Source organism: Mesorhizobium sp. GW821-FHT07A06 (genome assembly GCF_059419085.1).
Genome location: NZ_JBWKRC010000004.1, coordinates 352,212 through 378,855 on the forward strand (window position 1 = coordinate 352,212; position 26,644 = coordinate 378,855).

Here is a 26,644-nt window from a genome sequence, read left to right on the forward strand (position 1 = left end):
GCGCCAGATGGCCTTAGCAGCACCATTCTTCACGCTTGTGATATCGTCGCAGGTCAGCCGAAAGGGGTTGGGTCCTCGGTCAATGTTGGGGATACGCGTGGGCCATCTGACGCCTGGCCGGTTGATCAGCGATCAAGGGAGCGAGCCCGTTTGGCAAAGCGAGCAAGCCAGCGATCAAACCTCGTTTCCGGCCGCGTTGGTTGGATTGCCGTCCTGTCTGCCTTGGCCGACGCAGGTTTTGTGCAGACGATCAGGTCCGTGTATTCGCCAAGGATGCCGTGCGTGCGATCGGCGAAACGATATACGCGAACGTCGAATGGCGCCCATTCCGCGATGGCCAGATGCAGATCGTAGCCATAGTCGACGGTCACGATCGAACCTTCGTTGCTAACCGGATTTCCGTGGATTTCCGGCTCCTTCAAATGCTCTCTCGTTCCATCCCCATGCTGGATGAACCTGCGTTCCCACGCGCTGGTCTGAGACTTCCGGACCGGAAAGGTACAGATGTAAATTCCGCCGGGTCTCAGAGTTCTGAAGACCTCGGAAACTACCTTGTCCGGATGATATACGTGCTCCATCACGTCGAGCGTCACCGTGATATCAAAGCTGCAATCATCAAAAGTCAGATTTTCGAGATCCTCGTTGCGGACCCCCTTGTGCATCGAGCCAAATGGCTGGTCCGGGAAGTATTGAGACGCAATGTAGTGTCGTGCGTCACGTTTCATGACCAGCGATATGCCCCTGCTTACGGGCGAAGACTCATGGATATGCAAACCCCGCCAGTCGGGTCTTTGCTCGTTGAGGACGAGCGCCAGTGCTCGTTCCCGTGGGATTGATCCCTGCGGGCAGGAAGTGCAAACCAAATTGTCACGCAGCCAGGCGCCCTTTGCCACAAATTCCGTGTTTTTCTGGCAAATCGGGCAAAACCCGGAAATTGTCCAAGCCTGAAAGTCCCTCATGGTTGTCGATAGCCGATAGCTGGCGACATCTCAACCGGGTGTACGGGCCAGGCCAGTTGGGCGGAGGTTCGCATACTGGGGTGGGGGGCATCGCGCCTGACCGGCGCGAACGGTGGCTGGCGACAAGCGGCAAGCGGGCAACCGCCGTTTTTCGACCGGCAATTCCTGCCCCCGGAACCTCTTGGCCCTCCGCGCGTTTCATGGCGTCCCATTCGTGGACCAGCCCGGATAACTCTCCTGGCGCTGCGACAATCAGGAGCCCGCTTCATGCACGACAAGCTGTTTCATTCACCGGTCGCACTGACCGTCGGCCTCGGCTTCAAGCGCGAGATTGCCTCGTTGGCCGAAATGCACGATTTCCTGACCAATTGGACAACCTCGCGCCGCGGTCCCCTCCATCGCAATGCGGTGGAAGCGTGCGGCCTCGCGCTGGAAGGCTGTATCACCAGGGATGAGGCGCGCCATGCGCTCGTCGAATTCGCGAAAGCCACCGGCATCCTCTGGCCGGAGATCGAGCCGGTCATCGTGGCGCGCGCCGTCGCGCGCGGCTATGGCGGCTACGCCGCCTGAGTTCGAGGCCGCCTCCGTTATGGTGGCCAATTCCGCATGGATCATCATGGAAAGCCCGGCTTGGGCCTCCCGAGCCGGGCTTTCGTCTTTGCCACGCGAAGATCGCAAAGATCACAGTTATTCATCGATTAAGGTCGCGCGGCGCCTTCGTGCATCAACCTTTCGAATGTTCGTCCCGGCGCGTCGGCTTGGGCCTCGCCGAATCGGGCCCCGGCGCTGACTGCGCCGCAAGACGCAATTCTCTCAACCTGGCTGTCTTTGCCTCGCGAGCCGCGCGCTCGGCGTCAATCACGATCTGCGATTCGCGCTTGGCGCGCTCGTCACGCTGGGTGTCGACCTTTGCACGGACCATGTGCTGCTACCTCCATCCCACGGGGCGTTGGTTCGGAACAATCGCCGCCTCCATCATCTGCCGGCTCCGCATGGTGCAGCGTTGCGGCCAGGGTCGCGATTACAAATGATGGTCGGTACACTTTTTGCCATCAATGCCTGAAGCCGAGAGCTGTCAGTCACACCAACCGGACGAGACGACGAGCGACGCCTGGAAGATCTGGCGTCCGCCTTCGTCGCGTACCTTGACCGTGATGGCGGTGTGGTCGTTTTCGATAATCTCGTCGCGGACGATGTCGGGCAGGATGCGGATTGCCTCGCGCCGCATGCGCTCGCGCGTTTCGAAGACCTGGCCGTCATCATCCACCGTGAGACCGTCGCCATTGTAGAGGTCAAGATAATATCGAGGCATGATGGGGTGGACCTCAGGCTGATGAAATGGCGAGATATTCAATCGACAATTCGCAGACTGGGCAGTTGTTCCATCAGCGGCGGCATTTGCCGTGGAACAAGCGGCCCTAACAAATGTTAATGCCTGACAGCGGCCAAAGGCTTAGTGCATCCCGAGCCGCCTTTGCTCCCGACAGAACACGTGGCGATCGGCTTCTGAAGCCCTTTCGCCGGAGATTGCGGTGCTTGAATCCCTCTACCTCAACCTGGGCCAGCATGACGCACTGTCAGACGCCGAGAAGGCGCTGCTGGCCGGCGCCATGACCTTCGAACGGCATTTCGCCACCGGCCAGGACATCGTCGCTTCCGGGTCGCGGCCGACCTACTCGACTTTAATCCTTGACGGGCTGGCGGCGCGCTACAAGGTGCTGGAGAATGGCGGCCGGCAGTTCACCTCGTTGCAGGTGCCCGGCGACTTCGTCGATCTTCACGCCTTCCTGCTGAAGACCATGGATCACGGCATCGTCGCGTTGTCGCCTTGCCATGTCATGTTCGCCGATCACGCCCGGCTTCGCACCATCACCGAGCAGGCGCCGCACCTGACACGGCTGTTATGGCTGGACACGCTGGTCGACGGCGCCATCCACCGCGAATGGATCGTCGCCATGGGGCGGCGCTCCAAGACCTCGCATCTGGCCCATCTCGTCTGTGAGCTTTTCGTTCGGCTGCAAGTGGTGCAGCGGACCAACGGAATGAGCTTCCACCTGCCGCTCTCGCAAGCAGAGATGGCCGACGTGCTTGGCTTGTCGGTGGTGCACATGAACCGGGTCATCGGCGCTCTGCGAAAGGTCGGCGTTGTCAGCTGGGCAAACCACACGGTGACCATTCTCGACTGGCACCGGCTGCAGGAGATCGCCGAGTTCGATCCAACCTACCTCAGCATGATGCGGGAACCGCGCTAAAGGCATGTCGATGTCCAGGTGAGGCCGGCCTGCAAAGGATGGCTTTCAGCGCTCCCGGTCCCCAAGTGCTTCAAGCACGCTCCGCCCCGGTTCTCGAAAACCACCGCTTTCGGCGCGGCCTGACCTTCAATCTCACACCCTCGGGTAATCTCCCACGCCTCGGGGCTGCCTCCGATCCTTGGGGGTCTATGCTGCTTCCGCCGCGACGTTGACCGCCGACTCCGCAATCTGCGTCAACGCCTCATCAGTCGTCTTCTCTTCCTTCAGCGTTGCTTCAAGGAGTGCCACGGCTTCGTTCAGGCCGAGTTCACCGGCCCACGTCCTCAGCGTGCCATAGCGTGAGATCTCATAGTGTTCGACCGCCTGCGCGGCGGCCAGCAGACCGGCGTCGAGCGCGGGCGATCCCTTGTACTCCTCCATGATTTCGGCGCCTTCCTCGGTGATGCCCATGATGGCCGCACAGGTCTTGCCGACCGGCTTCTTGCCGATGACGCCGAAGACTTTCTCCAGCCTCGCAACATGGCCCTCGGTCTCGGTCCGGTGCTTTTCAAAGGCGGCCTTCAATTCGGCGCTCTGCGCGGCCTTCGCCATTTTCGGCAGCGTCGCCAGTATCTTTTTTTCGGCGAAATAGATGTCCTTCAACGTGTCGTGAAAGAGGTCGTCGAGCATTTTCTGCTTTGCCATTGTCATCTCCTTTGGTGATCCCCTCAAGGTCGACAATCTCCGGCCGCAGGATTCGTTCCCGCCGTTGCAAACGGAAAACCTTTATAAAATTCCTATTTCTTTTCGCCCTTGGCCGTCTCGAACCTTTATGGCGATCGGGTCCATATTCCGCATTGGAAAACGTCGAACGCCGTCACCGCTCAAAGTGAAGGCGCTCCGTTTCACGTAATTGTCCACCTGCTCCAGCAGGCGAGCAGTGGAAAAAATGGAAGCAAGGAAGAAGCATAATGGACATCATTGTTATCGGGATAGGGGTTTTGTTCTTTGCCCTGTCCCTAGTCTACGTCAAAGCCTGCGACAGAATTTGAGCTGAAGGGTCGGATCATGCTTTTCGATTACATCCTCGGTGGCGGCGTGACCTTGTTCCTGCTCGCCTACCTCACATACGCCCTGGTTCGTCCAGAACGCTTCTGAAGGCACGGAAAGCCACAGCCATGACACTCAACGGTTGGATACAGATCCTGGTCTTCTGCGGGATCATCGCTTTGCTGACGAAGCCGCTTGGCTTCTACATGCACCGCGTCTTCAACGGCGATCGCACGCTGCTTTCACCGATCTTCGGCCCGCTCGAGCGCGGGCTTTACCGCATTTGCGGAACCAGCGAACGCGAGGAACAGCACTGGACCAGCTATGCGGTGGCCCTGCTGCTCTTCAACCTTGCCGGCTTCCTGGTGCTCTACCTCCTGCAGCGCCTGCAGGGCAGCCTGCCCTACAACCCGGCCGGCATGAGCGCGGTCGACCCGGCGCTGGCCTTCAACACCGCCGCCAGCTTCGTCACCAACACCAACTGGCAGAACTATGGCGGCGAAAGCACCATGTCCTATCTCGTGCAGATGGCCGGGCTGACCGTTCAGAATTTCGTTTCGGCGGCCACCGGCATCGCGATTGCGGTTGCACTGATCCGCGGATTTGCTCGTGCCTCCGGCAAGTCGATCGGCAATTTCTGGGTCGACATGACCCGCTGCACGCTCTACCTGCTGCTGCCGCTGTGCATCGTGCTGACGCTTGTCTATGTCTGGCTCGGGATGCCGCAGACGCTTGGGCCTTACGTCGACGCCACCACGCTGGAAGGCGCCAAGCAGACGATCGCTCTCGGCCCGGTCGCCTCCCAGGTTGCCATCAAGATGCTCGGCACCAATGGTGGCGGGTTCTTCAATGCCAATGCGGCCCATCCGTTCGAAAATCCCGACGCGATTTCCAATCTGATCCAGGTGGTGACCATCTTCGCGCTGGGTGCCGCGCTGACCAACGTCTTCGGCCGCATGGTCGGCAACCAGCGCCAGGGCTGGGCGATCCTCGCCTCCATGGGCGTGCTGTTCATCGTCGGCGTCGCCGTCTGCTACTGGGCGGAGGCCGCGGGCAATCCGCTGGTCCATGCGCTGGGCATCGACGGCGGCAACATGGAAGGCAAGGAAACCCGCTTCGGCATCGCGCTGTCGGCGCTGTTCGCTGTCGTCACGACGGCCGCATCATGCGGTGCCGTCAACGCCATGCATGACAGCTTCACCGCCCTTGGCGGCATGATCCCGCTCATCAACATGCAACTCGGCGAGGTCATCGTCGGCGGCGTCGGCGCCGGCTTCTACGGCATCCTGATGTTCATCGTGGTCGCCGTCTTCGTTGCCGGCCTGATGGTCGGCCGCACGCCCGAATATCTCGGCAAGAAGATCGAGGCCAAGGAGGTCAAGATGGCGATGCTGGCCATACTGTGCCTGCCGCTGGCGATGCTGATCTTCACGGCGATCGCCGTTGTCCTGCCCAGCGCCGTGGCTTCGATGGCCAATGGCGGCCCGCACGGCTTCTCCGAAGTGCTCTATGCCTACACCTCGGCCGCGGCGAACAACGGTTCGGCCTTTGGCGGCCTCACCGGCAACACGCCCTGGTACAACATCACCATCGGCATCGGCATGCTGATGGGCCGCTTCCTGGTCATCATCCCCGCGCTTGCCATCGCCGGCGCGCTGGCGGCCAAGAAGACGGTGCCCGCCTCGGCCGGCACGTTCCCGACAGACGGTCCTCTGTTCGTCGGGCTGCTGGTCGGCGTCATCGTCATCGTCGGCGGCCTGACCTTCTTCCCGGCGCTTGCCGTCGGACCGATCGTCGAGCACCTGGCGATGATCCACGGGCAGACCTTCTGAGGCGATAATGCCCTGGTTCAACACCATGCGCCGCAGGACCCGGCCGCCAGCCGGCAGCGAGGGGGAGGCGAAGCCTCCTCCCTTCCCGACCGTGTCCACATTCCTGGGCATTGCGGCGGTCATGATCGTGATCTGGCTGCTGGTCTACGGCCCACCCTTTTCGGCATCCAACCGACCGGTGCCGCCCACCAACACTGAAGCCGGAGCTTCAAAATGAGTCACACAAAATCGGCCAGCATCATGGATGCCGGCATTCTCTGGCCCGCCATTGGCGGTGCCTTCCGCAAGCTCGATCCGCGCACGCTGGCTCGCAATCCGGTGATGTTCGTCGTCGCCGTCGTCTCGGCGCTGACATCGGTGTTGTTCATCAGGGATCTCATCATCGGCGGCGGCGATCTGCGCTTTACATTGCAGATCATCATCTGGCTGTGGTTCACGGTGCTGTTCGCCAATTTCGCCGAAGCCGTCGCCGAGGGGCGCGGCAAGGCCCAGGCGGATTCGCTGCGCAAGGCACGCACCGAGACCCAGGCCAAGCTTCTGGCCGGCGAGGACCGCGCCAAGTTCAGGCTGGTGCCCGGCACCAGCCTGAAGGTCGGCGACATTGTCCTGGTCGAGGCCGCAGACATCATCCCGTCCGACGGCGAAGTGGTGGAAGGCGTCGCCTCGGTCAACGAGGCGGCGATAACCGGCGAGTCCGCGCCGGTCATCCGCGAATCCGGCGGCGACCGCTCAGCGGTAACCGGCGGCACGCAGGTGCTGTCCGACTGGATCCGCGTGCGCATCACCGCCGCAGCCGGCCACACTTTCCTCGACCGCATGATCTCGCTGGTCGAAGGTGCCGAGCGCCAGAAGACACCGAACGAGATCGCGCTCAACATCCTGCTGGTCGGCATGACGCTGATCTTCGTTCTGGCCACGGCGACGATTCCGAGCTTTGCCTCCTATTCCGGCGGCTACATCTCGGTGACCGTGCTCGTTGCCCTGTTCGTCACCCTGATCCCGACCACAATCGGTGCGCTGTTGTCGGCCATCGGCATTGCCGGCATGGACCGGCTGGTGCGCTTCAATGTGCTCGCCATGTCTGGCCGTGCCGTGGAGGCCGCCGGCGACGTCGACACGCTGCTGCTCGACAAGACCGGCACGATCACGCTCGGCAACCGCCAGGCGACGGAATTCCGCCCGGTCAAGGGTGTCACCGAACAGGAACTGGCCGACGCCGCGCAGCTTGCCTCGCTCGCCGACGAGACGCCGGAAGGCCGTTCGATCGTCGTGCTGGCCAAGGAGAAATACGCCATCCGCGCCCGCGACATGGCGACCTTGCACGCCACCTTCGTGCCCTTCACCGCGCAGACCCGGATGAGCGGCGTCGACATCGATGGCTCCTCGGTTCGCAAGGGCGCGGTCGATTCCGTGCTTGCCCATGTCAACCAGTCGTCGTCAGCCAGCCACGCGACGCGGCCGAACAGCGACACGATCAGGGATCTGCAGGCGATCGCCGACGAGGTCGCCAAGTCCGGCGGCACGCCGCTGGCGGTCGAGCGGGACGGGCGCCTGCTCGGCATCGTGCACCTCAAGGACATCGTCAAGGGCGGCATCCGCGAGCGTTTCGCCGAGCTGCGCAAGATGGGCATCCGCACGGTGATGATCACCGGCGACAACCCGATGACGGCGGCGGCAATCGCGGCGGAGGCCGGCGTCGACGATTTCCTTGCCCAGGCGACGCCAGAGGACAAGCTGAAGCTGATCCGGGACGAGCAGGCCAAGGGCAAGCTGGTTGCCATGTGCGGCGACGGCACCAATGACGCGCCGGCGCTGGCGCAGGCCGATGTCGGCGTCGCCATGAACACCGGCACGGTGGCGGCGCGCGAAGCCGGCAACATGGTCGACCTCGACAGCGATCCGACCAAGCTGATCGAGATCGTCGAGATCGGCAAGGCGCTGCTGATGACGCGCGGCTCGCTGACCACCTTCTCGATCGCCAACGACGTGGCCAAGTATTTCGCCATCATCCCGGCCATGTTCGCCGTCTTCTACGTCGCGCCCGGCCAGACGACCGGCCCGCTGCAGGCGCTCAACATCATGCATCTGGCAACGCCGCAGAGTGCCATCCTGTCAGCCATCATCTTCAACGCGCTGATCATCATCGCGCTGATCCCGCTGTCGCTGCGCGGCGTCAAATACCGGGCGATCGGCGCCGGAGCGCTGCTCAGCCGCAACCTTCTCGTCTACGGCCTTGGCGGCATCATCGTGCCGTTCGTCGGCATCAAGATAATCGACATGGCCGTCACGGCCCTTGGCCTCGCATAAGGATCATTCCGATGCTCAAGCAAATCAGACCCGCGATCATCATGATCGTCTTCTTCACCGTGCTGACCGGCCTGGTCTATCCCCTGGGCATGACCGGCATCGCCCAGGCGCTGTTCCCGCGACAGGCCAATGGCAGCCTGATCGAGAGGGACGGCAAGGTCATCGGCTCCGAGCTGATCGGACAGGCCTTCGCCAGCGACAAATATTTCCATGGCAGGCCTTCGGCCGCTGGCAACGGCTATGATGCCGGCGCCTCCAGCGGTTCCAATCTCGGCCCCACCAACCCGAAGCTGATCGAGCGCATCAAGGGTGATGCCGAGAAGCTGAAGGCGGAGAATCCGAACCAGCCCGTGCCGATGGACCTGGTGACGACGTCCGGCAGCGGCCTCGATCCGCAGATCAGCCCGCTGGCCGCCTATTTCCAGGTGCCGCGCGTGGCCAAGGCCAGGGGCCTCGACGAGGCCAAGGTCAAGGCGCTTGTCGACGGCCAGGTCGAGGCAAGGGAACTCGGTTTCATGGGAGAGCCGGCGGTCAATGTGCTGGCGCTCAACATGGCGCTGGATGCGGCGAAATAAGTGATGGCCGGCACCGGGGATCGACAGCATCCCCGGCGCCATTCATGATCGGTTCTTGATGCCGGAAGAAAGAAGCAGCGAAAACAGACCTTCCCCCGACGCGCTGCTCGAGCATGCCGAGCGGGAGGGGCGCGGCCGTCTGCGGATATTCCTCGGTGCCGCGCCCGGTGTCGGCAAGACCTACGAAATGCTGATGTCGGGCCGCGCCAGGCTGACCGACGGCATCGATGTGGTGATCGGCATCGTCGAGACGCATGGCCGCAGGGAAACCCAGGCCCTGGTCGAGGGGTATGAAGTCATTCCCCGCCGCAAGGTCGACTACAAGGGGCGCATCCTCGAGGAGATGGATATCGACGCCATCCTGGCCCGGCGTCCGGCGCTGGTTCTCGTCGACGAACTCGCCCACACCAATGCTCCGGGCAGCCGTCACCCCAAGCGCTATCTCGACGTCCAGGAGATCCTGGCGCGAGGCATCGACGTGTATACGACGCTCAACATCCAGCATGTCGAAAGCCTGAATGACGTCGTGGCGCAGATCACGCGGGTCAGGGTGCGTGAAACGGTTCCCGATTCCATCATCGACCAGGCCGATGATGTCGAAATCATCGATCTGACGCCCGACGACCTGATCAAGCGGCTGGAGGAGGGCAAGGTCTATTTTCCCAACACCGCGCAGCGCGCCATCGAGAATTATTTCTCGTCAGGCAATCTGACGGCACTGCGGGAACTGGCGCTGCGCCGCACGGCCCAGCGCGTCGACGAGCAATTGCTCAATCACATGCAGTCCCATGCCATCCAGGGCCCCTGGGCCGCGGGCGAGAGGGTGCTCGTCTGCGTCGACGCAAGACCGGGCGGCGCGGCCCGCATTCGCTACGCACGCAGGCTGGCCGACCGGCTTCGCGCGCCATGGACGGCGCTTCATGTCGATACGCCTCGCTCGGCCGGCATGTCCGAGGAAGACAAGGACCGGCTCGCCACGCTCCTGCGCCTTGCCGAGCAACTCGGCGCCGAGGTGACGACCATTCCCGGCCAGAATGTCGCGCAGGATATTGTGCGCCATGCGACGGCGAACAATTTCACCCATATCGTGGTCGGGAGGCCGACGCGGTCGCGTTGGCGCGAGCTGATCGAGGGCTCGCTTACCTATGACCTGATCCGCAATGCCGGCGACATCAGCGTCCACGTCATTTCGGGAACCGAGCGGGATGCCGAGGCTAGTTCGAGAAGCGTCAGGGCGGCCGACGAGCAATGGCAATTCCAGATATGGCCCTATCTCAAGGCTACGGGGTTTGTCGCCGGCTCGCTCGCCTTCGCCGCCCTGCTCGACCAGTTTCTCGACGTTCGCAACCTCGCCATCATCTTCCTCATCGGGGTGCTGACATCGGCGGTGACCGGCGGTCTCTGGCCGGCTCTCTATGCCTGTGTCGCCAGCGCCCTTGCCTTCAACTATTTCTTCCTCGAGCCACGCTATACGCTGACGATCCGGGATCCGGAGAGCATTGTCGCGCTTGGCGTGTTCCTGGTCGTAGCCGTCATCGCCTCCAACCTGACGGCGCGCGTGCAGCGCCAGGCGGTCGCCGCCCGCTCACGGGCGCGGGCGACGGAAGATATTTATCTCTTCTCCAAGAAGCTCGCCGGCGCCGGCACGCTCGACGATGTGCTGTGGGCCACCGCCTTCCAGATCGCCTCGATGCTGAAGCTGCGCGTGGTGCTGCTGCTGCCGGAAGACGGCTCGATCACCGTCAAGGCCGGCTATCCGCCCGACGACACGCTGGCCGAGGCCGACATTGCCGCGGCCCGCTGGGCATGGGAGCACAACCGCGCCGCCGGGCGCGGCGCCGACACGTTGCCCGGCGCCAAGCGCCTCTACCTTCCCTTGCGCACGGGGCGCACCGCGATCGGTGTCGTCGGCCTCGACAATGACAAGCAAGGCCCGCTGCTGACGCCCGAGCAACAGCGCCTGCTCGATGCGCTGGCCGACCAGGCGGCGGTGGCGATCGAACGCATCCAGCTCGTCGCCGATGTCGATCGGGCCAAGCTCGCGGCCGAAGCCGACCGGCTGCGCTCGGCTTTGCTGACCTCGATTTCGCATGATCTGAAAACGCCGCTCTCAGCCATCATGGGAGCGGCCGGCACCCTCAAGGAATTCGCGCCCGATCTGCCCGAGCAGGACCGGGCGGAGCTTCTGTCGACGGTGATCGACGAATCGGAGCGGCTGAATCGCTTCATCGCCAACCTGCTCGACATGACCAAGATCGAATCCGGTGCGATGGAGCCGAATTACGCCCTCCACTATGTCGGCGATATCGTCGGCACGGCGCTCAACCGCGCCCGCAAGATCACCAGTGAACACAAGATCGAGGTCGACATTCCATCCGATCTGCCGATGCTGAAGCTCGATCCCGTGCTGTTCGAACAGGTTCTGTTCAATCTTCTCGACAATGCGTCGAAATATTCGCCGCCCGGCTCGACGATCCGCGTGCAGGGGTGGGCAGACAATGGGTCCGTCATCGTGCAGATCATCGATGAGGGACCGGGCATCCCGGCGCAGGACCTGGAACGCGTCTTCGACACTTTTTATCGGGTGCGCAAGGGTGACCAGGTGCGCGCCGGCACCGGGCTTGGCCTGTCGATCTGCCGTGGCTTCGTCGAATCGATGGGTGGCACGATCTCGGCCGCCAACCGGACCGACCGCCCCGGTGCCGCGTTCACCATCAGGATGCCGGTGCCGGCGGAGGGGCCCGATGCCGACAATCGTGGCGAAGAAGGCAGTATGGATCAGCCGTGATGACCAACTCGAATGTCAGGATACTGGTTGTCGATGACGAGCCGCCGATCCGCAAGCTGCTGCGGGTCGGGCTCGGCAGCCAGGGCTATTCGGTCAGCGAGGCGCCGAACGCCAAGGTGGCGATCGAGCTGATGGAACAGGAAAAGCCGGATCTGGTGCTGCTCGACCTCGGCCTGCCCGGCATGGGCGGGCACGATCTCCTGCGCAAATGGCGTGACGAGGGCGTCGACATTCCCGTCGTCATCCTCTCCAGCCGCACCGATGAGGCCGGTATCGTCAACGCGCTGGAACTCGGCGCCGACGACTATGTCACCAAGCCATTTGGCATGAACGAACTGGTGGCGCGCATCCGCGTGGCGCTGCGGCACAAATTTCAGCAGCAGGGCGAGAAGCCGGTTTTCCAGAGCGGCGACCTCAGCGTCGATCTGGTCAAGCGCATCGTCAAGGTCGAGGGCAAGGAGATAAAGCTCTCGCCGAAGGAATACGACATATTGCGCATCCTGGTGCAGCATGCCGGCAAGGTGCTGACCCATCATTTCATCCTGAAGCAGATCTGGGGGGACTCGACCGACGTCCAATATCTCAGGGTCTATGTCAGGCAGCTCAGGCAGAAGATCGAGAAGACCCCGGACCAGCCACGCTACATCACCACCGAGACCGGCGTTGGCTATCGTTTGCGGGTCGAGTAGGCCGATCTCCTTCGATTGAGCCCGCGTCAGCCAATGGCCTCCAGCGGCCGGTTTGCCGCCGATGAGGCCCGCAAGGCAGCCAGGCAGCCGAGAATGCCAAGCGGGACGAAGGCCAGAAACAGCCAGCTCGCGACATTGGCCGCCGCATCATGGTTCAGCCCTTGCGAAAAGCCGCTGGCATTGGCGACGATGCCGGCGAGAGCCGCGCCCACGGCATAGCCGATGCGCTGCATGGTCGGCACGGCGGCCGAGGCGATGGTCTGTTCGTCGTCCGGGGCGGAGGCGACTATGACGCGGGTCAGGAACGGCCAGGCGATGCCGAAGCCGCCGCCTTGCAGCAGGGCGCAGACCAGGATCAGCGGGATCGAGCCCAGCGGTATCGTGTAGGCGAAGCCGGCGATGCCCGCCGCGATCATCAATGCGCCGCAGACAATGATCAGCCGCTCGCGCTGTGGCGGGGCGTTGGCGACAAGGATCGACAGGATCGACCAGGCGATCGATTCAGCGGCGATGATGTAGCCGGTGGTCAGCAGCGGAATGTCATGCAGGCTGGTCAAGAGCAGCGGTCCGTAGACGCCGAAGGAACAGGTCGCGATGGAAAAGGCCGCGACCATGGTCATGCCCGCGCCCACCGGCGTCCGCCACGAGAACAGCCGCGCCGGAAAAAGCCGCGAGCGCGGCTTCAGCGCGTCGACGTAGAAGAACAGCGCCAGGCCGGCCAGGCCCAGCACGATCAGCAGCGAGGAGCGCAGCAGCGCGATATCGACGCCGGCCGAGGCGATCAGCACCACGGCGACGGCAAGACAGCCAAGCGCGGCGAACGGGAAGGGAGGAGCCTTGCCCGCTCCTGCGATGGGTCGCTTCGCTTCCGGGGTGTTCAACACGAGGAAGCTGGCCAGAGCCATGGCCGTGCCGCCGAACGTGAAGACGCCGAAGGCCCAGCGCCACGACAAAAGCTCGGTCATGATCGCGCCCAGCAACGGGCCGCTGAAGGCGGCGACGCCCCAGATCGCCGACATGATGCCGAAAAGCTGAGGCCAGATGGCGCGTGAAAACAGCCGCTCGACCGAGACGAAGGCCAGCGACACCAGCGCGCCGCCGCCCAGCCCTTCAATCAGGCGGCCGGCGAGGAACAATTGCATGGAAGGCGACGTGGCGCAGATCAGCGCGCCGGCCGCGTAGAGCAGGGCCGCCACCACCATGTTGGTGCGCAGCGCCACATAGCTCACCAGCCGTCCGGCGGCGGCGCCGGCGACGATGGCGCCAAGTTCGTAGATCGCCAGCGACCAGCCGACGAGCTGCACGCCGGCGAGTTCGCCGACCATGGCCGGCATGACGGTGGCCACCATCGTTTCATTGGTGGCATGCAGCAGGATGCCAAGGCTGATGAAGCAGAAGCGCGCCAGATCGCCGCTCGCCCACAATGCACGCCAGTCGACCCTGTTTGTGCTGATTTCAGTCATATCCACCCTATGCTTTGCATATCTCGATCACGGCGTACGGCACCAGAAGCCAGCAAGGCTTTCCGGCAGGACCATGCGCGGCCGTGGTGCCGGATGACGTGCCTATCGAGGTGCCGGTCCGGTCGGGGTGGCTTGTAGGACCTCAACCGCGGTTGAGGACAAGCGGTTTTTCAAGAGGTCAATTCTCGGTGCTGCGCAGCTGGAACTGGCTGACGCCGATGGCGAGATTGACGCCGGTCTGGGTCTGCAGGCTGAGTGGCTGGAGCGTGAAAGCCTGCGAAGAGCCGCCGACCAGAAGATTGGCGCCGGCTCCGACGGCCGCCGTGACTTCCGCGCTGGCGCCAATATAGTCGCCAGCCAGCGCACCGGGCGCGTAGATGTTCTTCAGCGGCGTCAGCACCAGCCATTGCATCACCGCCTGGCTTGTCGTGCCGATGTCGAGGCCGTATTTGTTGACGGCGCCGAAATAGGCTTCCGGCGCGAAGGTCCTGTCGGTCGGGGTGAAGGTGCAGCTGAGGTCCTTGGACGAACCGAAGATGAAGCCGGTGCCGCCTGATATGGCGCATTCAAGGGTGCCGAGTTCGATGCCGCGGTCCTGCGCCTGCGCCGGTGCCACGCCAAGCACGAATGCAATCACGGCAGCGGCGATGGCTGTCTTCGGCATGGCGTTCCCCGAGCGGTTCGGAACCGCTCTATCTTTTTTGACGCGATTCCAGACGGAAAACCGTTTCACACTTTTCCTGGAATTGCTCGAAAAATCAAACGGCGCGGAACCATCCTGTATGGTTCCGCGCCGCAAGGTAGAGAGGAGCGCTTGGCTCCTTGCGATCACTTGAGCGAGTGGATCAGCTGAAGCGAGGTCACGGCCACGGCGAGATTGACGCCGGTCTGAGCCTGGACGCTGAGCGGCTCGAGCATGAAGGCGCTGTCGAAGCCGCCAACGAGCAGGTTCGCGCCGCCGCCGGTGACGACGCTCGCCTCGGCGTTGACGCCGTAGTAGCTGCCGGCAAGGTCGCCGGCATCACGGTCGCGGGTCGCGGCGAAGACCGCCCAGATCAGCTGGCCTTGATGCGTCTGGCCGAGATCGACGCCAAGCTTGGAGATGACGCCGGTGTAAATCTCCGACGGCCCGTGGTGGTAGGGGCGGAAGACGCAGGACACGCCCTTGTTGGAGCCGACGACGAAGGATGTGCCGCCGTCGATGGTGCAGTCGAGCGTGCCGAGCTGCAGCTTGCCGGCGCTGGCCGGGGCAGCGGCGAACACCGTCGCGGCGAGGGCAGCGGCACAGGCGAGTTTCTTGATCATGGGAGCGTCCTTTCGCAATTGCCATTAAATAACGGCATCAATGGCCAGACCGTTCCGTCGAAAACTTGGCGCGAACAAGGCAAGCGCCGACGGCTTGTCGCGGGGGTTAACGCCGGGTTGCCGCATTGGCGACGATATTCAGCGCGGCGTGTCCTTTTGGACACGCAAACAGCCGCAATGGTTAGCCGGATCTGCCGAAGCCGATGTCAGCTGGCGCCGACGCCGACACGCGACAGACCATCCTTGGCCGGCTGATAGGTGGGGTCGAGGCGCACGGCCTCGCGATAGGATTTCGCCGCCTTGGCCTTGTCGCCGCGCCGCTCGTAGATCAGCGCCTGATTGGCCCAGGCCTCGGCGTTCTTGCTGTCGAGCTTGATGGCCATGTTGAAGTCGGAGAAGGCATTATCCTCGTCGCCCGTCGCCAGGTAGGAGAGACCACGGCCGTTGTAGGGCTCTGCCGCATCCGGCGCCAGCGAGATGGCGGTCGAGAAGTCCTCGATGGCGAATTTGTGCTGGCCCTGGCTCTGATAGATCAGGCCGCGATTGTGGTAGGCGCGGGCATCGGTCGTGTCGAGCTGGATCGCCTTCTGGAAATCGTTGAAGGCATCCTGGGTCCGGCCCGCCTTGCGGTAGAGATTGCCGCGGCCGATATAGGCGGCATCATAATTGCCGTTGATCTGGATCGATTTGTTGTAGTCGTCGAGCGCGGCCGCCTGATTGCCGAGGAAGCGCTGGATAAGCGCCCGGTTCGAGTAGGCCTGGTAGAAATTCGGGTTGAGCTGGATGGCCTGGTTGAAGTCCTTGAGCGCCGCCTGGTACTGGCCGCCACGGCCATAGGCCGAACCGCGCACATTGTAGCCTTCGGGATCCTGGGGATTGCGCTGGATCACCGCCGACAGCGAGGAGATGTTCTCGCTCGATCCTTGCGCCTTGTCGATGTTGTTGAACTCGCCGGTCGGGCCCGATGTCTGGCAGCCGGCAAGCACCAATCCGGAAAGCAGGGCCGCTGTCAGGGCGAAACGACGCAATGCGGTCCCGCGCTCCACGCTCGTTGCGTTCATGTCTGCCCTGTCCTCACTTGCGCCGTCGTTCAGGTCCGGTTCCCCCCTCCGGGCCGGGTCACAATGTCATAAACTGTCAGAGCGTGATTTGTGCGCCCGGATGGGCGCGAGTCGCTCTAAACAAAAAGGTGGCGGCGATTCCGCATCGCGCCACCTTGGTATCCTTCGAAAAGGACGAAATATTGGCGATGATCAGCGCGGCGGACGCGCTGCACCAGCAGCACCACCGGCAGGAACGGGACGCGGCGTCATCGGCAGCAGGCCTTCGCGCTGAGCGCGCTTGCGGGCCAGCTTGCGAGCGCGGCGGACGGCCTCTGCCTTTTCGCGGGCGCGCTTCTCGGAAGGCTTCTCGTAGTGACCGCGCATCTTCATTTCGCGGAAAATGCCTTCGCGCTGCATCTTCTTCTTGAGCGCGCGAAGCGCCTGATCAACGTTATTGTCGCGGACGAGTACCTGCACGGGCAATCCTGTCTTTCGGGTTTGATATCAACAGGCAAGTGGCCATAGCCACTAGCCTCCGCGGCGGTCGACACCACGAATTGTGGCGGCTGATAGCAGAATCAGGCCGCTCTGTCCACAGTCGAAATGAAGGACGTTTGCCAAATTGCCACGGTAGCGCCGAGATAGGGCGCCGACTACGCCGTGGCCAGGTGCAGTCGCTCGAAATCCTCGAAGAATTCGCCGTAGTCGCAGGTGATCTCGTCGCCGGCGGCGATGTCGCGCGTCGCGGTCGCTCCGCCATACTGCGAAAAGTCGGTGTTCGGCGTCGCCGAATGGTTCATGAAGCGGCCATTGTCGACCTCATAGACCATGAAACCCGGCCGATCAGGGCTCGGATAGGCGTAACGGTCGAGCAACTCCTTGAGAGGCGGGGGTGCGGCCTCGTATTTGTCCATCGGGATCAGCCGGTCGAAATCCGGGTCGAGCCGCCAGATCGAGGCGCCTTTCCGGATCGGTTCGGCGGCGAACATGCCAACGCCCTCGATTGCGCTCGCGGCCACATAGGTTCGGATCAGCATCATGGTTTCGGGACCCGTTTCGACAGGAAACGGAATCGCCAAATCGCGTGGAAAAAGCAAGACCGGCGAGCTGCGTCACTTGGACGAACAGGCCTGTTGGCGGCAAAAACCCTTCACGTCCGGTTGATCGACACGCCGCCGAACCGGCCAATGTCTTGACGTCTCGCATGGGTCTTTTTCGTCGTGGCGCAAAACGGCAAGCGCCGTCGCAAACAGCGCAAGGGTGGAAGCGCTGTTTCGCTAGTGATACACCTCGCGCGCCGGGCCTGACAAAAGCCCGGCTGCAATCCGCGAGATCTGTTGGCGCGAGGCTGGGACGTTGAAAAAATATTCGGTATTCGCCATCGCCCGTGAGGCCATGCGCGGCCACAAGGGCTGGGAGGAGCAATGGTCCTCGCCCGAGCCCAAGAAGGAATACGACGTCATCATCGTCGGCGCCGGCGGCCACGGCCTGGCCACCGCCTATTACCTCGCCACGGTGCACGGCATCACCAATGTCGCTGTGCTGGAAAAGGGCTGGCTGGGCGGCGGCAACACCGGCCGTAACACCACCATCATCCGCTCCAACTATCTCTATGACGAGAGCGCCGGCATTTACGACCACGCGCTGAAGCTGTGGGACGGGCTCAGCCAGGAGCTCAACTACAACGTCATGTATTCGGCGCGCGGCGTCATGATGCTGGCGCATAATGTGCACGACATCCAGGTGCTGAAGCGCCATGTCCATGCCAACCGGCTGAACGGCATCGACAATGAGTGGCTGACACCGGAGCAGGCGAAGGAATTCTGCCCGCCGCTCAACATCTCGAAGGACGCACGCTACCCGGTCGTCGGGGCTGCCTTGCAGCGCCGCGGCGGCACGGCGCGCCACGACGCCGTTGCCTGGGGCTATGCGCGCGGCGCCTCGGCGCGCGGCGTCCATATCATCCAGAATTGCGAGGTCACCGGCGTCAAGCGCGCGCCGAACGGCGCGGTCATGGGGGTCGACACGACACGCGGCTTCATCGGCGCCAAGAAGGTCGGCGTCGTCGCCGCGGGCCATTCCTCGGTCATCATGAACATGGCCGGCGTGCGCATGCCGCTGGAAAGCTATCCGCTGCAGGCGCTGGTGTCGGAGCCGATCAAGCCGGTCGTGCCCTGCGTGGTGATGTCCAACACGGTGCACGCCTATATCTCGCAGTCCGACAAGGGCGAGCTGGTGATCGGCGCCGGCACCGACCAGTACGTCTCCTATTCGCAGACCGGCGGCCTGCACATATTGCAGCATACGCTCGACGCCATCTGCGAGATGTTCCCGATCTTCACGCGCATGAAGATGCTACGCTCCTGGGGCGGGATCGTCGACGTGACGCCCGACCGCTCGCCGATCCTGGCCAAGACGCCGGTGCCCGGTCTCTATGTCAATTGCGGCTGGGGCACGGGCGGCTTCAAGGCCACACCTGGCTCGGGCCATGTCTTTGCCCACACCATCGCCAAGGACGATCCGCATCCGATCAACGCGCCCTTCACCATCGAACGCTTCCGCACCGGCCGCCTGATCGACGAGGCGGCCGCGGCGGCGGTGGCGCACTGATGATGATGGCCGAAATGGCTGTAGCGATGCCGCTGATGCTGGCGGGGGAACAGGGCATGTTCCATTTGCCGTCGGCGGAAGAGGTGCGGCTGCAGCCGATCACGCGCGCGGGCAACGAGGCGGGATGGCCGTTTTCGGTTGATGAGGGAACGCTTGCCTGTGTGTGGAGCGCCGGCCAGAAAGTTGTGATGTTCTTTGAAGGCCGGCCGAAGGGCCTGGATGAAGACGAAGATTTCAAACCGCGTGGCGTCATCGTCACGACCGACCCCGTGCAACTGACGCTCGGCAACATGGCCAACCGCGCTTTGTTCCGCGCCTCCTCTGATGTCGAGGAGCGGCTGCGGCTCGTCGCGCCGTTCGTGACCATGGGCCAGAAGCTTTGCGACCAACCCCCCGGCGCCCGCGTCGGCCACGGCGAATTGTAGGAACGAACAGAATGCTTCTCATCCGCTGCCCCTATTGCGAGGAAGAGCGTCCGGAACTCGAATTCCGCAACGCCGGCGAGGCGCATATAGCGCGCTCGGCCAACATTGCCAGCGAGAGCGACGACGACTTCGAGAAATTCTTCTTCATCCGCTCGAACCCCAAGGGCATCATCTATGAGCGGTGGCGGCACATGCATGGCTGCGCGCGCTTCTTCAATGCCGTGCGCGACACCGTCACCGACAAGTTCGTCATGACCTACAAGGCCGGCGAACCCAAACCCGCCAAGCTGCCGGGAGTTGCCAAATGAGCGGCGCTTTCCGCATTCCGGGCGCCGGTCGCCTCAGCCAGGCCAAGACCGCGCGGTTCAGCTTCGACGGCCAGTCCCATACCGGCATCGAGGGCGACACGCTGGCATCCGCGTTGCTTGCCAATGGCGTGCATCTGGTCGGCCGGTCGTTCAAGTATCACCGCCCGCGCGGCTTCCTGTCGGCCGGCGCGGAAGAGCCCAACGCACTGGTGCAGATCGTGCGGGACGATGCGCGCAAGACGCCGAATGTGCGCGCCACCGTGCAGGAGCTCTATGACGGGCTCGCCGCCAACTCGCAGAACCGCTGGCCGTCGCTGTCCTTCGACGTCGGCGCGGTCAACGACCTGGCGTCGCCGATGTTTTCGGCCGGCTTTTACTACAAGACCTTCATGTGGCCGAAGGCGGCCTGGAAGAGCCTTTACGAGCCCAAGATCCGCGAAGCCGCCGGCCTTGGTGTTTCTCCGGACAAGTCTGATCCCGACCATTATTCCTCGCGCTACGCGCATTGCGACGTGCTGGTGCTGGGCGGTGGTGCCGCCGGCATCGCGGCGGCTTTGGCCGCGGCCGAAACCGGCGTGCGCGTCATCCTCGCCGACGAGCAGGCCGAGTTCGGCGGCAGCCTGCGTTTCGAGACCGGCGCGAAGATCGACGGACAGAACGGTTTTACCTGGGCTCAAGCGGCGGTGGCGAAGCTCGCCGCCATGGACAATGTCCGCGTGCTCTCGCGCACGACGGCCTTTGGCTACTACGCGCAGAATTTCGTTGGCCTGGTCGAGCGCGTCAGCGATCATTTGAAAGCCCCCGGCCATGACCTGCCGCGCGAGCGGCTGTGGCAGATCCGTGCCAGGCGCGTCGTGCTGGCCTCCGGCGCCATCGAACGCCACATGGTGTTCGCGAACAATGACCGGCCGGGCATCATGCTGGCGGGCGCGGCGCGCACCTTCCTCAACCACTATGGCGTCGCGGTCGGCAGGAATGTCGGCGTCTACACCGCCAATGATTCAGCCTATGCGGCGGCGATCGACCTCAAGAAGGCCGGCGTCAACGTCGCGGCGATCGTCGATCTGCGCGACAATCCGACCGGGCCGGTGATCGACGAGGCGCGGGCGCTTGGCATCGAGATCAATTTCGGCCGCGCCGTGATCCGCGCCGGCGGCAAATTGCGGGTGTCGTCGATGACGGTGCAGCCGAAGAATGGCGGCGGCGAGCGCACCATTCCCGTCGACGCGATTCTGATGTCGGCCGGCTGGACACCCTCGGTGCATCTGTTCTCGCAGTCGCGCGGCAAGGTTGCCTTCAACGACGAGACCAAGCGCTTCGTGCCCGGCACCTATGCGCAGGATTGCGTCTCGGTCGGTGCCTGCAATGGCACCGACGGCCTCTCGGCGACGGTCGACGAAGCCTATGCGGCTGGCGCCAAGGCGGCCAAGGATGCCAGTGCCACGGGTTATGGGGCGAAGACCGCCAAGGGGACGAAGCCGAAGGTCGACGCCTCGGAAAGCTGGTCGCGCGGCATGCTGGGTGCGGCACCCGGCGCCGGGCCGGACACGACGGTGAAGGCCTTCGTCGATTTCCAGAACGACGTCACCGCCAAGGACATACGCCAGGCGGTGCATGAAGGCATGCGCTCGATCGAGCACGTCAAGCGCTTCACCACCAACGGCATGGCCACCGACCAGGGCAAAACCTCCAACATGCACGGGCTGGCGATTGCCGCCGAGACGCTGGGCAAGCCGATCCCCGAAGTCGGCCTGACGACCTTCCGCGCGCCCTATACGCCGGTGACCTTCGGCGCGATCGTCAGCCATGCGCGTGGTCCGCTGTTCGATCCGACACGCAGGACGGCGACGCATCCGTGGGCCGAAGCGCAGGGCGCCGTGTTCGAGGATGTCGGCCAGTGGAAGCGCGCCTGGTATTTTCCCAAGGCGGGCGAAGACATGCATGCGGCGGTCGACCGCGAATGCGTCGCGGTCCGCACGACAGCGGGCCTGTTCGACGCCTCGACGCTCGGCAAGATCGAAGTGGTCGGGCCTGACGCGGCCAAATTCATGGAGCTGCTCTACACCAATCCGTGGGAGAAGCTGGAGCCCGGCCGTTGCCGCTATGGCATCATGCTGCGCGAGGACGGCTTCATCTATGATGACGGTGTCGTCGGCAGGCTGGCGCCGGACCGCTTCCATGTGACGACGACGACGGGCGGGGCGCCGCGCGTCATGAACCACATGGAGGACTATCTCCAGACTGAGTTCCCGCATCTGAATGTCTGGCTGACCTCGATCACCGAACAGTGGGCGGTCATCGCGGTGCAAGGACCCAAGTCGCGCGACATCATCGCGCCGCTGGTCGAAGGCATCGACATGTCGGATGAGGCGCTGCCGCATATGTCGGTGCGCGAAGGCAGGATCTGCGGTTTGCCGACAAGGCTGTTCCGCATGTCGTTCACCGGTGAGCGCGGCTTCGAGGTCAACGTGCCGGCCGATTATGGCCAGGCCGTCTGGGAGGCGCTGTGGGCCGAGGGCCAGAAGCATGGCGCCACCGCCTACGGGACCGAGGCGATGCACGTTCTGCGCGCCGAAAAGGGCTACATCATCGTCGGCCAGGATACGGACGGCACTGTGACGCCGAACGATGCCGGTCTTGACTGGGCGGTCGGCAAGAAAAAGACCGATTTCGTCGGCATCCGCGGCATGGCGCGGCCGGATCTGGTCGCCAAGGGACGCAAGCAGCTGGTCGGCCTGAAAACCAAGGATCCCAAGGTGGTGCTGGAGGAAGGCGCACAGATCGTCGAGGATCCCAAGCAGGCGATCCCGATGAAGATGATCGGTCATGTCACCTCCAGCTACTGGTCGCAGAATTGCGGCCGCTCGATCGCGCTGGCGCTGGTCGCCGGCGGCCGTGATCGCATGGGCGACACGCTCTATGTGCCGATGCCGAACGGGGTGATCGAAGTGGAGGTTACCGGCATGGTGTTCTTCGACGAGACGGGAGGCCGCCTCAATGGCTAAGGCTGCTGCAAAGAAGACGGCTGAGGCCGCATCGCCTTCGGTGGACCGCCGCCCGGCATTGGCCGGTCGCGCCACATCGGCGACCGGCGTGAAGGTTGAAGTGCTGCCGCCGGCAGAGCGCATCTCGCTGCGTGCGCCGGAAGCTTCATTGGCGGCGCTTTCGAAGGCGCTTGGCCTGACCTTGCCGAAGAAGCCGAAGACCTCGGTGTCGAAGGCGGGCCGCACCGCTCTGTGGCTCGGCCCCGACGAATGGCTTGTCATCGACGAGGCAGGCAAGGATCCGCTAGCCGATTGCGCAGGGGTTGCCGCGCTGCATTCGGCGGTCGGCATCTCGCACCGCAACGTCGCGATCTCCGTCGCCGGCCCGGCCGCCGAAGCCGCGATCAACTCAGGCTGCCCGCAGGATCTGTCGCTCGAAGCCTTCCCGGTCGGGGCGGCGTCGCGCACCATCCTGGGCAAGGCCGAGATCGTGCTGTTGCGCACCGCCGATGACGCCTTCCGGGTCGAGTGCTGGCGTTCCTTCTCGGACTATGTCTTTACTTTCCTCTCCGAGGGAGCCCGCGACGCGGCTGGCTGATCCGGAACGTTTTGCCGCCCGCGTCCGTTGTGCGGCGACAGCTCGAGGGAGAAACGCCGATGCCGTCGAAGTCCGCGCCGAAGTCGCCGCAGCCCAAAGCCAAGACCGCGGCGGTCCGCTCGCTCGAACATGAGCGGCGCGAGGCCGACGCCGAAGAGGAACTCGAGGAAGGCCTGGAGGATACTTTCCCGGCCAGCGATCCGGTGTCGATCACCAGCTCGGCTATCCCCGGCGCGCCCGCCAAGCCCGGCAAGGCCAAGACCGTGCCTGGCCGGAAAACCCGCAAGCCCTGATTTCCCGTAATTTTGGTCGCGAGGCATCTTCCCAAGGCCTCTGTGGATGCGATATTCAAAGCGCTTTGGAGAGGGAAAATGCCGATAAAAGCTGTTGTCTGGGGCGAGAACGTCCATGAGCAGACCAATGCCGCCGTGCGCGACCTCTATCCACTGACCATGCATGGCACAATTGCCGCGGCGCTCAACCAGGACCAGGGGATCGAGGCGACCACCGCAACTCTGCAGGAACCTGAACACGGTTTGAGCGAGAAGCGCCTCGCCGCCACCGATGTGCTTCTGTGGTGGGGGCATGCCGCGCATGGCGAGGTCAAGGACGAGATCGTCGAGCGGGTGCAGAAGCGGGTCTGGGAAGGGATGGGGCTGATCGTGCTGCATTCCGGCCACTACTCGAAGATCTTCAAGCGCCTGATGGGCACGCCCTGTTCGCTGAAATGGCGCGAGGCCGGCGAACGCGAGCGCGTCTGGGCGATCAACCGCGGCCACCCGATCGCGCAAGGCATCGGCGAATGCCTTGAGATCGGCGAAACGGAAATGTATGGCGAGCCGTTCGCGGTGCCGGAGCCGCTGGAGACGGTGTTCGTCTCCTGGTACGAGGGCGGCGAGGTGTTCCGGTCCGGGCTGACCTACCAGCGCGGCGCGGGCCGCATTTTCTATTTCTCGCCCGGCCACGAGACCTATCCGATCTATCACAATGAGGGCGTGCAGCAGGTGCTGAGCAACGCCGTGCACTGGGCACACAATCCGGCGCCCGCATGGTCGGGCATCACCAATGCGCCCAACGTGCCGACGGACAAGGCCAAGGAGAAGATCGTGCAGAAGGGCCTGCGCCTGCATGCCGATGGCGACAAGGGGCTTAGTTGATTAGAGGTCTGGGCTGATGCATCGACTTCTCCTGCTCGGCACCGGCGGTATTGCCGGGCATCATGTCGAGGAATTCGCAACGTTACCCGGCTGCATCATCGTCGCTTGTGTCGATCAGGTGCCGGGCCGCGCGGCTGCATTCGCTGCTGCAAACAATATCGGCGACTTTTTCGAGAGCCTGGAGGCGGCGATCGCCTGGGGCGCGTTCGACGCCGCCATCAACGCGACGCCGGACGGCGTGCACAAGGCAACGACGCTGGCGCTGCTGGCCGCCGGCAAGCACGTCTTCTGCGAAAAGCCGTTGGCGCCAAACTATGCCGACGCGCTGGCGATGACGGAAGCGGCCGAGGCGGCCGGCGTCGTCAACATGGTCAACCTGACGTACCGCAATTCGCCGGCGATCCAGGAAGCGCGGCGCATGGTGCAGGCCGGGAAGATCGGCGAGTTGCGCCACGTCGAGGCGAGCTACCGGCAGAGCTGGCTGGTCAGTAAATCCTGGGGCGATTGGCGGGTCGAGGACAAATGGCTGTGGCGCCTGTCGAGCCGGCACGGTTCGACCGGCGTGCTGGGCGATGTCGGCATCCACATCCTCGACTTCGCCACCTATGGCGCCGCCCAGGATATCCTCAGTCTGCATGCCGATCTGGTGACGTTTCCGAAGGCCGAGGGCGACCAGATCGGCGACTACGTGCTCGACGCCAATGACAGCGTGGCGATGACGGCGCGGCTGACGTCCGGCGCACTCGCCACGATCGTGGCGAGCCGCTACACGACCGGACATGCCAATGATCTGTCGCTGGCGCTGCATGGCACCAAGGGGGCCATCAAGGTCGAGACCGACGGTAAAATATCGAGCCTGTCGGCGTGCCTTGGCGCGGATGTCGACCAGCAGCGTTGGCGCACGCTGGCGCCGCCTGACGTCAAGCGCAACGCGCGGCGCTTCGCCGATGCGCTGGATAGCCGGCAGAACGGCGATCCGTCCTTCCGGCGCGCCGCCGACATGCAGAGGCTGATCGATGCCGCCTTCGAGAGTTCAGCCGCCAAGCTGCCGATTACAACAGGCTGACATGGCCTCCCGACCGGCTTGTGCCGGCGAGGCGCGCTTCGGCGTAACTCTCTGTTTGGACGCAATTCCCAAGGGCAAGCGCTACGCGCTTGTCCCGGGAAAACCGCTGCACACTTTTCCTGGAATTGCTCTTAGAACGTGCTGGGCACGATCCAGGGATTGATGCTGATGCCGAGGCGCGGGCCCTTGTCTTCGGCCTTGTTTTCCGTGGCGGCCTTCTTCTCGACCGAGCCGGTCGATGCGCAATCGAGCTTCACATTGGTCCTGGTGTCGATGCAGGTCGTGGCCGGTAGGTGCTTGACCGGCTGGGGGGCACCGGCGGCGAAGGCGGAGCCGGAAAGGGCCAGCACTGCGGCGAGGGTGAGGAGCGTCTTTTTCATCGTCAGTCTCCGATTTCGACGGTTGAATTTTTTCCGTACATGTACGCTATTTCGTACAAATACGCCCGCCGATCGCGAAGTTCAAGTCAAGATCGTACGTGTACAATAAATCTTTTGTTAACCAAGAATCTACCCTCGGTTGGTTCGAAAGGGTGGCGAGGAAGCATGGAAAGGAAGGAGATGTCGTTCAGCAGTTGACCGATGTGTCGGTCAGTGGCGGCACGTTCTGCGTGCTGAGTGCGGCCAGTTGGAAATCGCACATGCGTTTCACGAAAGCATGCGGGTCGCCGAAGGGATAGAAGGGAAAGGTGATCAGCAGCGAGATCGTGCCGTGGCCGACCGCCCACAGCATGGTGGCAATGGCGCGTGGGTCGCCTTGCAATTTTCCGGCGGCGACGCAGGCTTCGACCCGCGTGATCAGCACCTTCATCGCCGGGTTGGCCTCGTGCATTTCTTCAAAACTCCGACCTTCCGGCGGCCTGGTCTTTTCGGTCATGAAGACGGTGCGGTATTCATTGGGGTTGCCGAGCCCGAAGGCTGCATACTCGGTCATCACCGCCTGCAAAGCCTCGATCGGATCGTCGGACGGATGCTCCTCGATGCGGCGGGCAAGGGTCTCGAATGCATCCTCTGCCAGCGCGAACAGGATGTCCTGCTTGTCGGCGAAGTAGGAATAGACCGACATCGGCGCATAGCCGACCCGCTTGGCCAGCTTGCGGATGGTCAGGCCCTCATAGCCTTCTTCCTGGACAAGCTTGTGCGCGGCCTCGACCAGTTCAGAGCGCAGCTCGGCCTTTTGTTTTTCGCGGCGTGTCTGGACGCTCGGCGGCAAGATCCCGTGCCTTCCTTGGGTTGGTGCGTGGCTAAATTATAT

The 26,644-nt window shown here is 63.5% G+C and carries 29 protein-coding genes; 17 read left to right on the forward strand and 12 right to left on the reverse strand.

Annotation, left to right across the window (positions count from 1 at the left end; all coding sequences use genetic code 11):
• Positions 1 to 125: 125 nt before the first annotated feature.
• Positions 126 to 725 (reverse strand): class I SAM-dependent methyltransferase, encoded by a 600-nt coding sequence (locus AC07SZ_RS15990; RefSeq protein ID WP_196772403.1) that lies wholly within the window; start codon positions 723 to 725, stop codon positions 126 to 128.
• Positions 726 to 1,226: 501 nt separating this feature from the next.
• Between AC07SZ_RS15990 and AC07SZ_RS15995 the strand changes: the two genes are divergently transcribed.
• Positions 1,227 to 1,529 carry a DUF982 domain-containing protein gene (locus AC07SZ_RS15995; RefSeq protein WP_056577699.1) on the forward strand — a complete coding sequence of 101 codons (303 nt, stop codon included), beginning with the start codon at positions 1,227 to 1,229 and terminating at the stop codon, positions 1,527 to 1,529.
• Between the two features lie 154 nt (positions 1,530 to 1,683).
• On the opposite strand, the gene AC07SZ_RS16000 is transcribed toward AC07SZ_RS15995, so the two are convergent.
• Both AC07SZ_RS16000 and AC07SZ_RS16005 read right to left on the reverse strand, forming a co-directional pair.
• Positions 1,684 to 1,881 carry a hypothetical protein gene (locus tag AC07SZ_RS16000; RefSeq protein ID WP_494915009.1) on the reverse strand — a complete coding sequence of 66 codons (198 nt, stop codon included), beginning with the start codon at positions 1,879 to 1,881 and terminating at the stop codon, positions 1,684 to 1,686.
• Positions 1,882 to 2,034: 153 nt separating this feature from the next.
• Complete coding sequence (locus AC07SZ_RS16005) at positions 2,035 to 2,271, reverse strand: DUF6894 family protein (protein WP_056577695.1); 237 nt, start codon at positions 2,269 to 2,271, stop codon at positions 2,035 to 2,037.
• Between the two features lie 220 nt (positions 2,272 to 2,491).
• Here AC07SZ_RS16005 and AC07SZ_RS16010 point away from each other — a divergent pair, with 220 nt between their 5' ends.
• On the forward strand, positions 2,492 to 3,211 hold the full coding sequence (locus AC07SZ_RS16010; RefSeq protein ID WP_056577693.1) for a Crp/Fnr family transcriptional regulator: 720 nt from the start codon (positions 2,492 to 2,494) through the stop codon (positions 3,209 to 3,211).
• A 186-nt stretch (positions 3,212 to 3,397) separates the two neighbouring features.
• Here the strand turns inward: AC07SZ_RS16010 and AC07SZ_RS16015 are convergent, their stop codons facing one another.
• Positions 3,398 to 3,895: a YciE/YciF ferroxidase family protein gene (locus tag AC07SZ_RS16015; RefSeq protein ID WP_056577945.1), complete on the reverse strand. Its 498-nt coding sequence runs from the start codon at positions 3,893 to 3,895 to the stop codon at positions 3,398 to 3,400.
• A gap of 363 nt (positions 3,896 to 4,258) precedes the next feature.
• Between AC07SZ_RS16015 and kdpF the strand changes: the two genes are divergently transcribed.
• The 7 genes from kdpF to AC07SZ_RS16050 are packed head-to-tail and all read left to right on the forward strand — an operon-like array spanning position 4,259 to position 12,431.
• Positions 4,259 to 4,348, forward strand: coding sequence for a K(+)-transporting ATPase subunit F (kdpF, locus tag AC07SZ_RS16020; protein ID WP_019861144.1), 90 nt, complete (start codon positions 4,259 to 4,261; stop codon positions 4,346 to 4,348).
• Positions 4,349 to 4,368: 20 nt separating this feature from the next.
• Positions 4,369 to 6,072, forward strand: coding sequence for a potassium-transporting ATPase subunit KdpA (gene kdpA / locus AC07SZ_RS16025; RefSeq protein WP_494915012.1), 1,704 nt, complete (start codon positions 4,369 to 4,371; stop codon positions 6,070 to 6,072).
• A 7-nt stretch (positions 6,073 to 6,079) separates the two neighbouring features.
• Positions 6,080 to 6,289: a hypothetical protein gene (locus AC07SZ_RS16030; protein ID WP_056577689.1), complete on the forward strand. Its 210-nt coding sequence runs from the start codon at positions 6,080 to 6,082 to the stop codon at positions 6,287 to 6,289.
• Positions 6,286 to 8,379 (forward strand): potassium-transporting ATPase subunit KdpB, encoded by a 2,094-nt coding sequence (gene kdpB, locus AC07SZ_RS16035; RefSeq protein ID WP_056577687.1) that lies wholly within the window; start codon positions 6,286 to 6,288, stop codon positions 8,377 to 8,379. The genes AC07SZ_RS16030 and kdpB overlap by 4 nt, the downstream gene beginning before the upstream one ends.
• An 11-nt stretch (positions 8,380 to 8,390) precedes the next feature.
• Positions 8,391 to 8,954 (forward strand): potassium-transporting ATPase subunit KdpC, encoded by a 564-nt coding sequence (kdpC, locus tag AC07SZ_RS16040; protein WP_056577685.1) that lies wholly within the window; start codon positions 8,391 to 8,393, stop codon positions 8,952 to 8,954.
• 58 nt (positions 8,955 to 9,012) lie between these two features.
• Complete coding sequence (locus tag AC07SZ_RS16045; RefSeq protein ID WP_056577683.1) at positions 9,013 to 11,742, forward strand: DUF4118 domain-containing protein; 2,730 nt, start codon at positions 9,013 to 9,015, stop codon at positions 11,740 to 11,742.
• The gene (locus tag AC07SZ_RS16050) at positions 11,742 to 12,431 is read left to right on the forward strand and encodes a response regulator transcription factor (RefSeq protein WP_056577682.1); all 690 of its coding nucleotides are present in this window, start codon (positions 11,742 to 11,744) and stop codon (positions 12,429 to 12,431) included. Before AC07SZ_RS16045 ends, AC07SZ_RS16050 begins: the two co-directional genes overlap by 1 nt.
• Positions 12,432 to 12,457: 26 nt before the next feature.
• Here AC07SZ_RS16050 and AC07SZ_RS16055 read toward each other — a convergent pair whose 3' ends face one another.
• The 6 genes from AC07SZ_RS16055 to AC07SZ_RS16080 form a co-directional block, all read right to left on the reverse strand.
• Positions 12,458 to 13,894 (reverse strand): MFS transporter, encoded by a 1,437-nt coding sequence (locus AC07SZ_RS16055; protein WP_056577680.1) that lies wholly within the window; start codon positions 13,892 to 13,894, stop codon positions 12,458 to 12,460.
• A gap of 178 nt (positions 13,895 to 14,072) precedes the next feature.
• Positions 14,073 to 14,558 carry a DUF992 domain-containing protein gene (locus tag AC07SZ_RS16060; RefSeq protein ID WP_056577678.1) on the reverse strand — a complete coding sequence of 162 codons (486 nt, stop codon included), beginning with the start codon at positions 14,556 to 14,558 and terminating at the stop codon, positions 14,073 to 14,075.
• 164 nt (positions 14,559 to 14,722) lie between these two features.
• Positions 14,723 to 15,199: a DUF992 domain-containing protein gene (locus tag AC07SZ_RS16065; protein ID WP_056577674.1), complete on the reverse strand. Its 477-nt coding sequence runs from the start codon at positions 15,197 to 15,199 to the stop codon at positions 14,723 to 14,725.
• A 206-nt stretch (positions 15,200 to 15,405) separates the two neighbouring features.
• Entirely contained in the window at positions 15,406 to 16,260 is an 855-nt protein-coding gene (locus AC07SZ_RS16070; protein ID WP_494915017.1) for a tetratricopeptide repeat protein, read from the reverse strand.
• A gap of 192 nt (positions 16,261 to 16,452) precedes the next feature.
• Positions 16,453 to 16,719: a 30S ribosomal protein S21 gene (gene rpsU / locus AC07SZ_RS16075; RefSeq protein ID WP_027056687.1), complete on the reverse strand. Its 267-nt coding sequence runs from the start codon at positions 16,717 to 16,719 to the stop codon at positions 16,453 to 16,455.
• A 176-nt stretch (positions 16,720 to 16,895) separates the two neighbouring features.
• Positions 16,896 to 17,282: an SET domain-containing protein gene (locus AC07SZ_RS16080; RefSeq protein WP_494915019.1), complete on the reverse strand. Its 387-nt coding sequence runs from the start codon at positions 17,280 to 17,282 to the stop codon at positions 16,896 to 16,898.
• 316 nt (positions 17,283 to 17,598) lie between these two features.
• Between AC07SZ_RS16080 and AC07SZ_RS16085 the strand changes: the two genes are divergently transcribed.
• The 8 genes from AC07SZ_RS16085 (at position 17,599) to AC07SZ_RS16120 (ending at position 25,390) form a co-directional block, all read left to right on the forward strand.
• Entirely contained in the window at positions 17,599 to 18,852 is a 1,254-nt protein-coding gene (locus tag AC07SZ_RS16085) for a sarcosine oxidase subunit beta (protein WP_140771954.1), read from the forward strand.
• Between the two features lie 2 nt (positions 18,853 to 18,854).
• Positions 18,855 to 19,277 (forward strand): hypothetical protein, encoded by a 423-nt coding sequence (locus AC07SZ_RS16090; RefSeq protein ID WP_494915179.1) that lies wholly within the window; start codon positions 18,855 to 18,857, stop codon positions 19,275 to 19,277.
• Positions 19,278 to 19,288: 11 nt separating this feature from the next.
• Positions 19,289 to 19,585 carry a sarcosine oxidase subunit delta gene (locus AC07SZ_RS16095; protein ID WP_494915022.1) on the forward strand — a complete coding sequence of 99 codons (297 nt, stop codon included), beginning with the start codon at positions 19,289 to 19,291 and terminating at the stop codon, positions 19,583 to 19,585.
• A complete protein-coding gene (locus tag AC07SZ_RS16100) occupies positions 19,582 to 22,590 on the forward strand; it encodes a sarcosine oxidase subunit alpha (protein WP_494915023.1) in 3,009 nt (1,002 codons plus the stop codon). Before AC07SZ_RS16095 ends, AC07SZ_RS16100 begins: the two co-directional genes overlap by 4 nt.
• Positions 22,583 to 23,167 (forward strand): sarcosine oxidase subunit gamma, encoded by a 585-nt coding sequence (locus tag AC07SZ_RS16105; protein WP_056577664.1) that lies wholly within the window; start codon positions 22,583 to 22,585, stop codon positions 23,165 to 23,167. Before AC07SZ_RS16100 ends, AC07SZ_RS16105 begins: the two co-directional genes overlap by 8 nt.
• A gap of 59 nt (positions 23,168 to 23,226) precedes the next feature.
• Positions 23,227 to 23,460 carry a hypothetical protein gene (locus AC07SZ_RS16110; protein ID WP_081295178.1) on the forward strand — a complete coding sequence of 78 codons (234 nt, stop codon included), beginning with the start codon at positions 23,227 to 23,229 and terminating at the stop codon, positions 23,458 to 23,460.
• Between the two features lie 78 nt (positions 23,461 to 23,538).
• The gene (locus AC07SZ_RS16115; protein WP_494915025.1) at positions 23,539 to 24,324 is read left to right on the forward strand and encodes a ThuA domain-containing protein; all 786 of its coding nucleotides are present in this window, start codon (positions 23,539 to 23,541) and stop codon (positions 24,322 to 24,324) included.
• A gap of 16 nt (positions 24,325 to 24,340) precedes the next feature.
• Positions 24,341 to 25,390 (forward strand): Gfo/Idh/MocA family protein, encoded by a 1,050-nt coding sequence (locus AC07SZ_RS16120; RefSeq protein ID WP_494915027.1) that lies wholly within the window; start codon positions 24,341 to 24,343, stop codon positions 25,388 to 25,390.
• Between the two features lie 131 nt (positions 25,391 to 25,521).
• On the opposite strand, the gene AC07SZ_RS16125 is transcribed toward AC07SZ_RS16120, so the two are convergent.
• Positions 25,522 to 25,770, reverse strand: a complete 249-nt coding sequence (locus AC07SZ_RS16125; protein ID WP_056577659.1) for a DUF680 domain-containing protein — start codon at positions 25,768 to 25,770, stop codon at positions 25,522 to 25,524.
• A 187-nt stretch (positions 25,771 to 25,957) separates the two neighbouring features.
• Complete coding sequence (locus AC07SZ_RS16130; RefSeq protein WP_494915029.1) at positions 25,958 to 26,602, reverse strand: TetR/AcrR family transcriptional regulator; 645 nt, start codon at positions 26,600 to 26,602, stop codon at positions 25,958 to 25,960.
• Between the last annotated feature and the right edge of the window lie 42 nt (positions 26,603 to 26,644).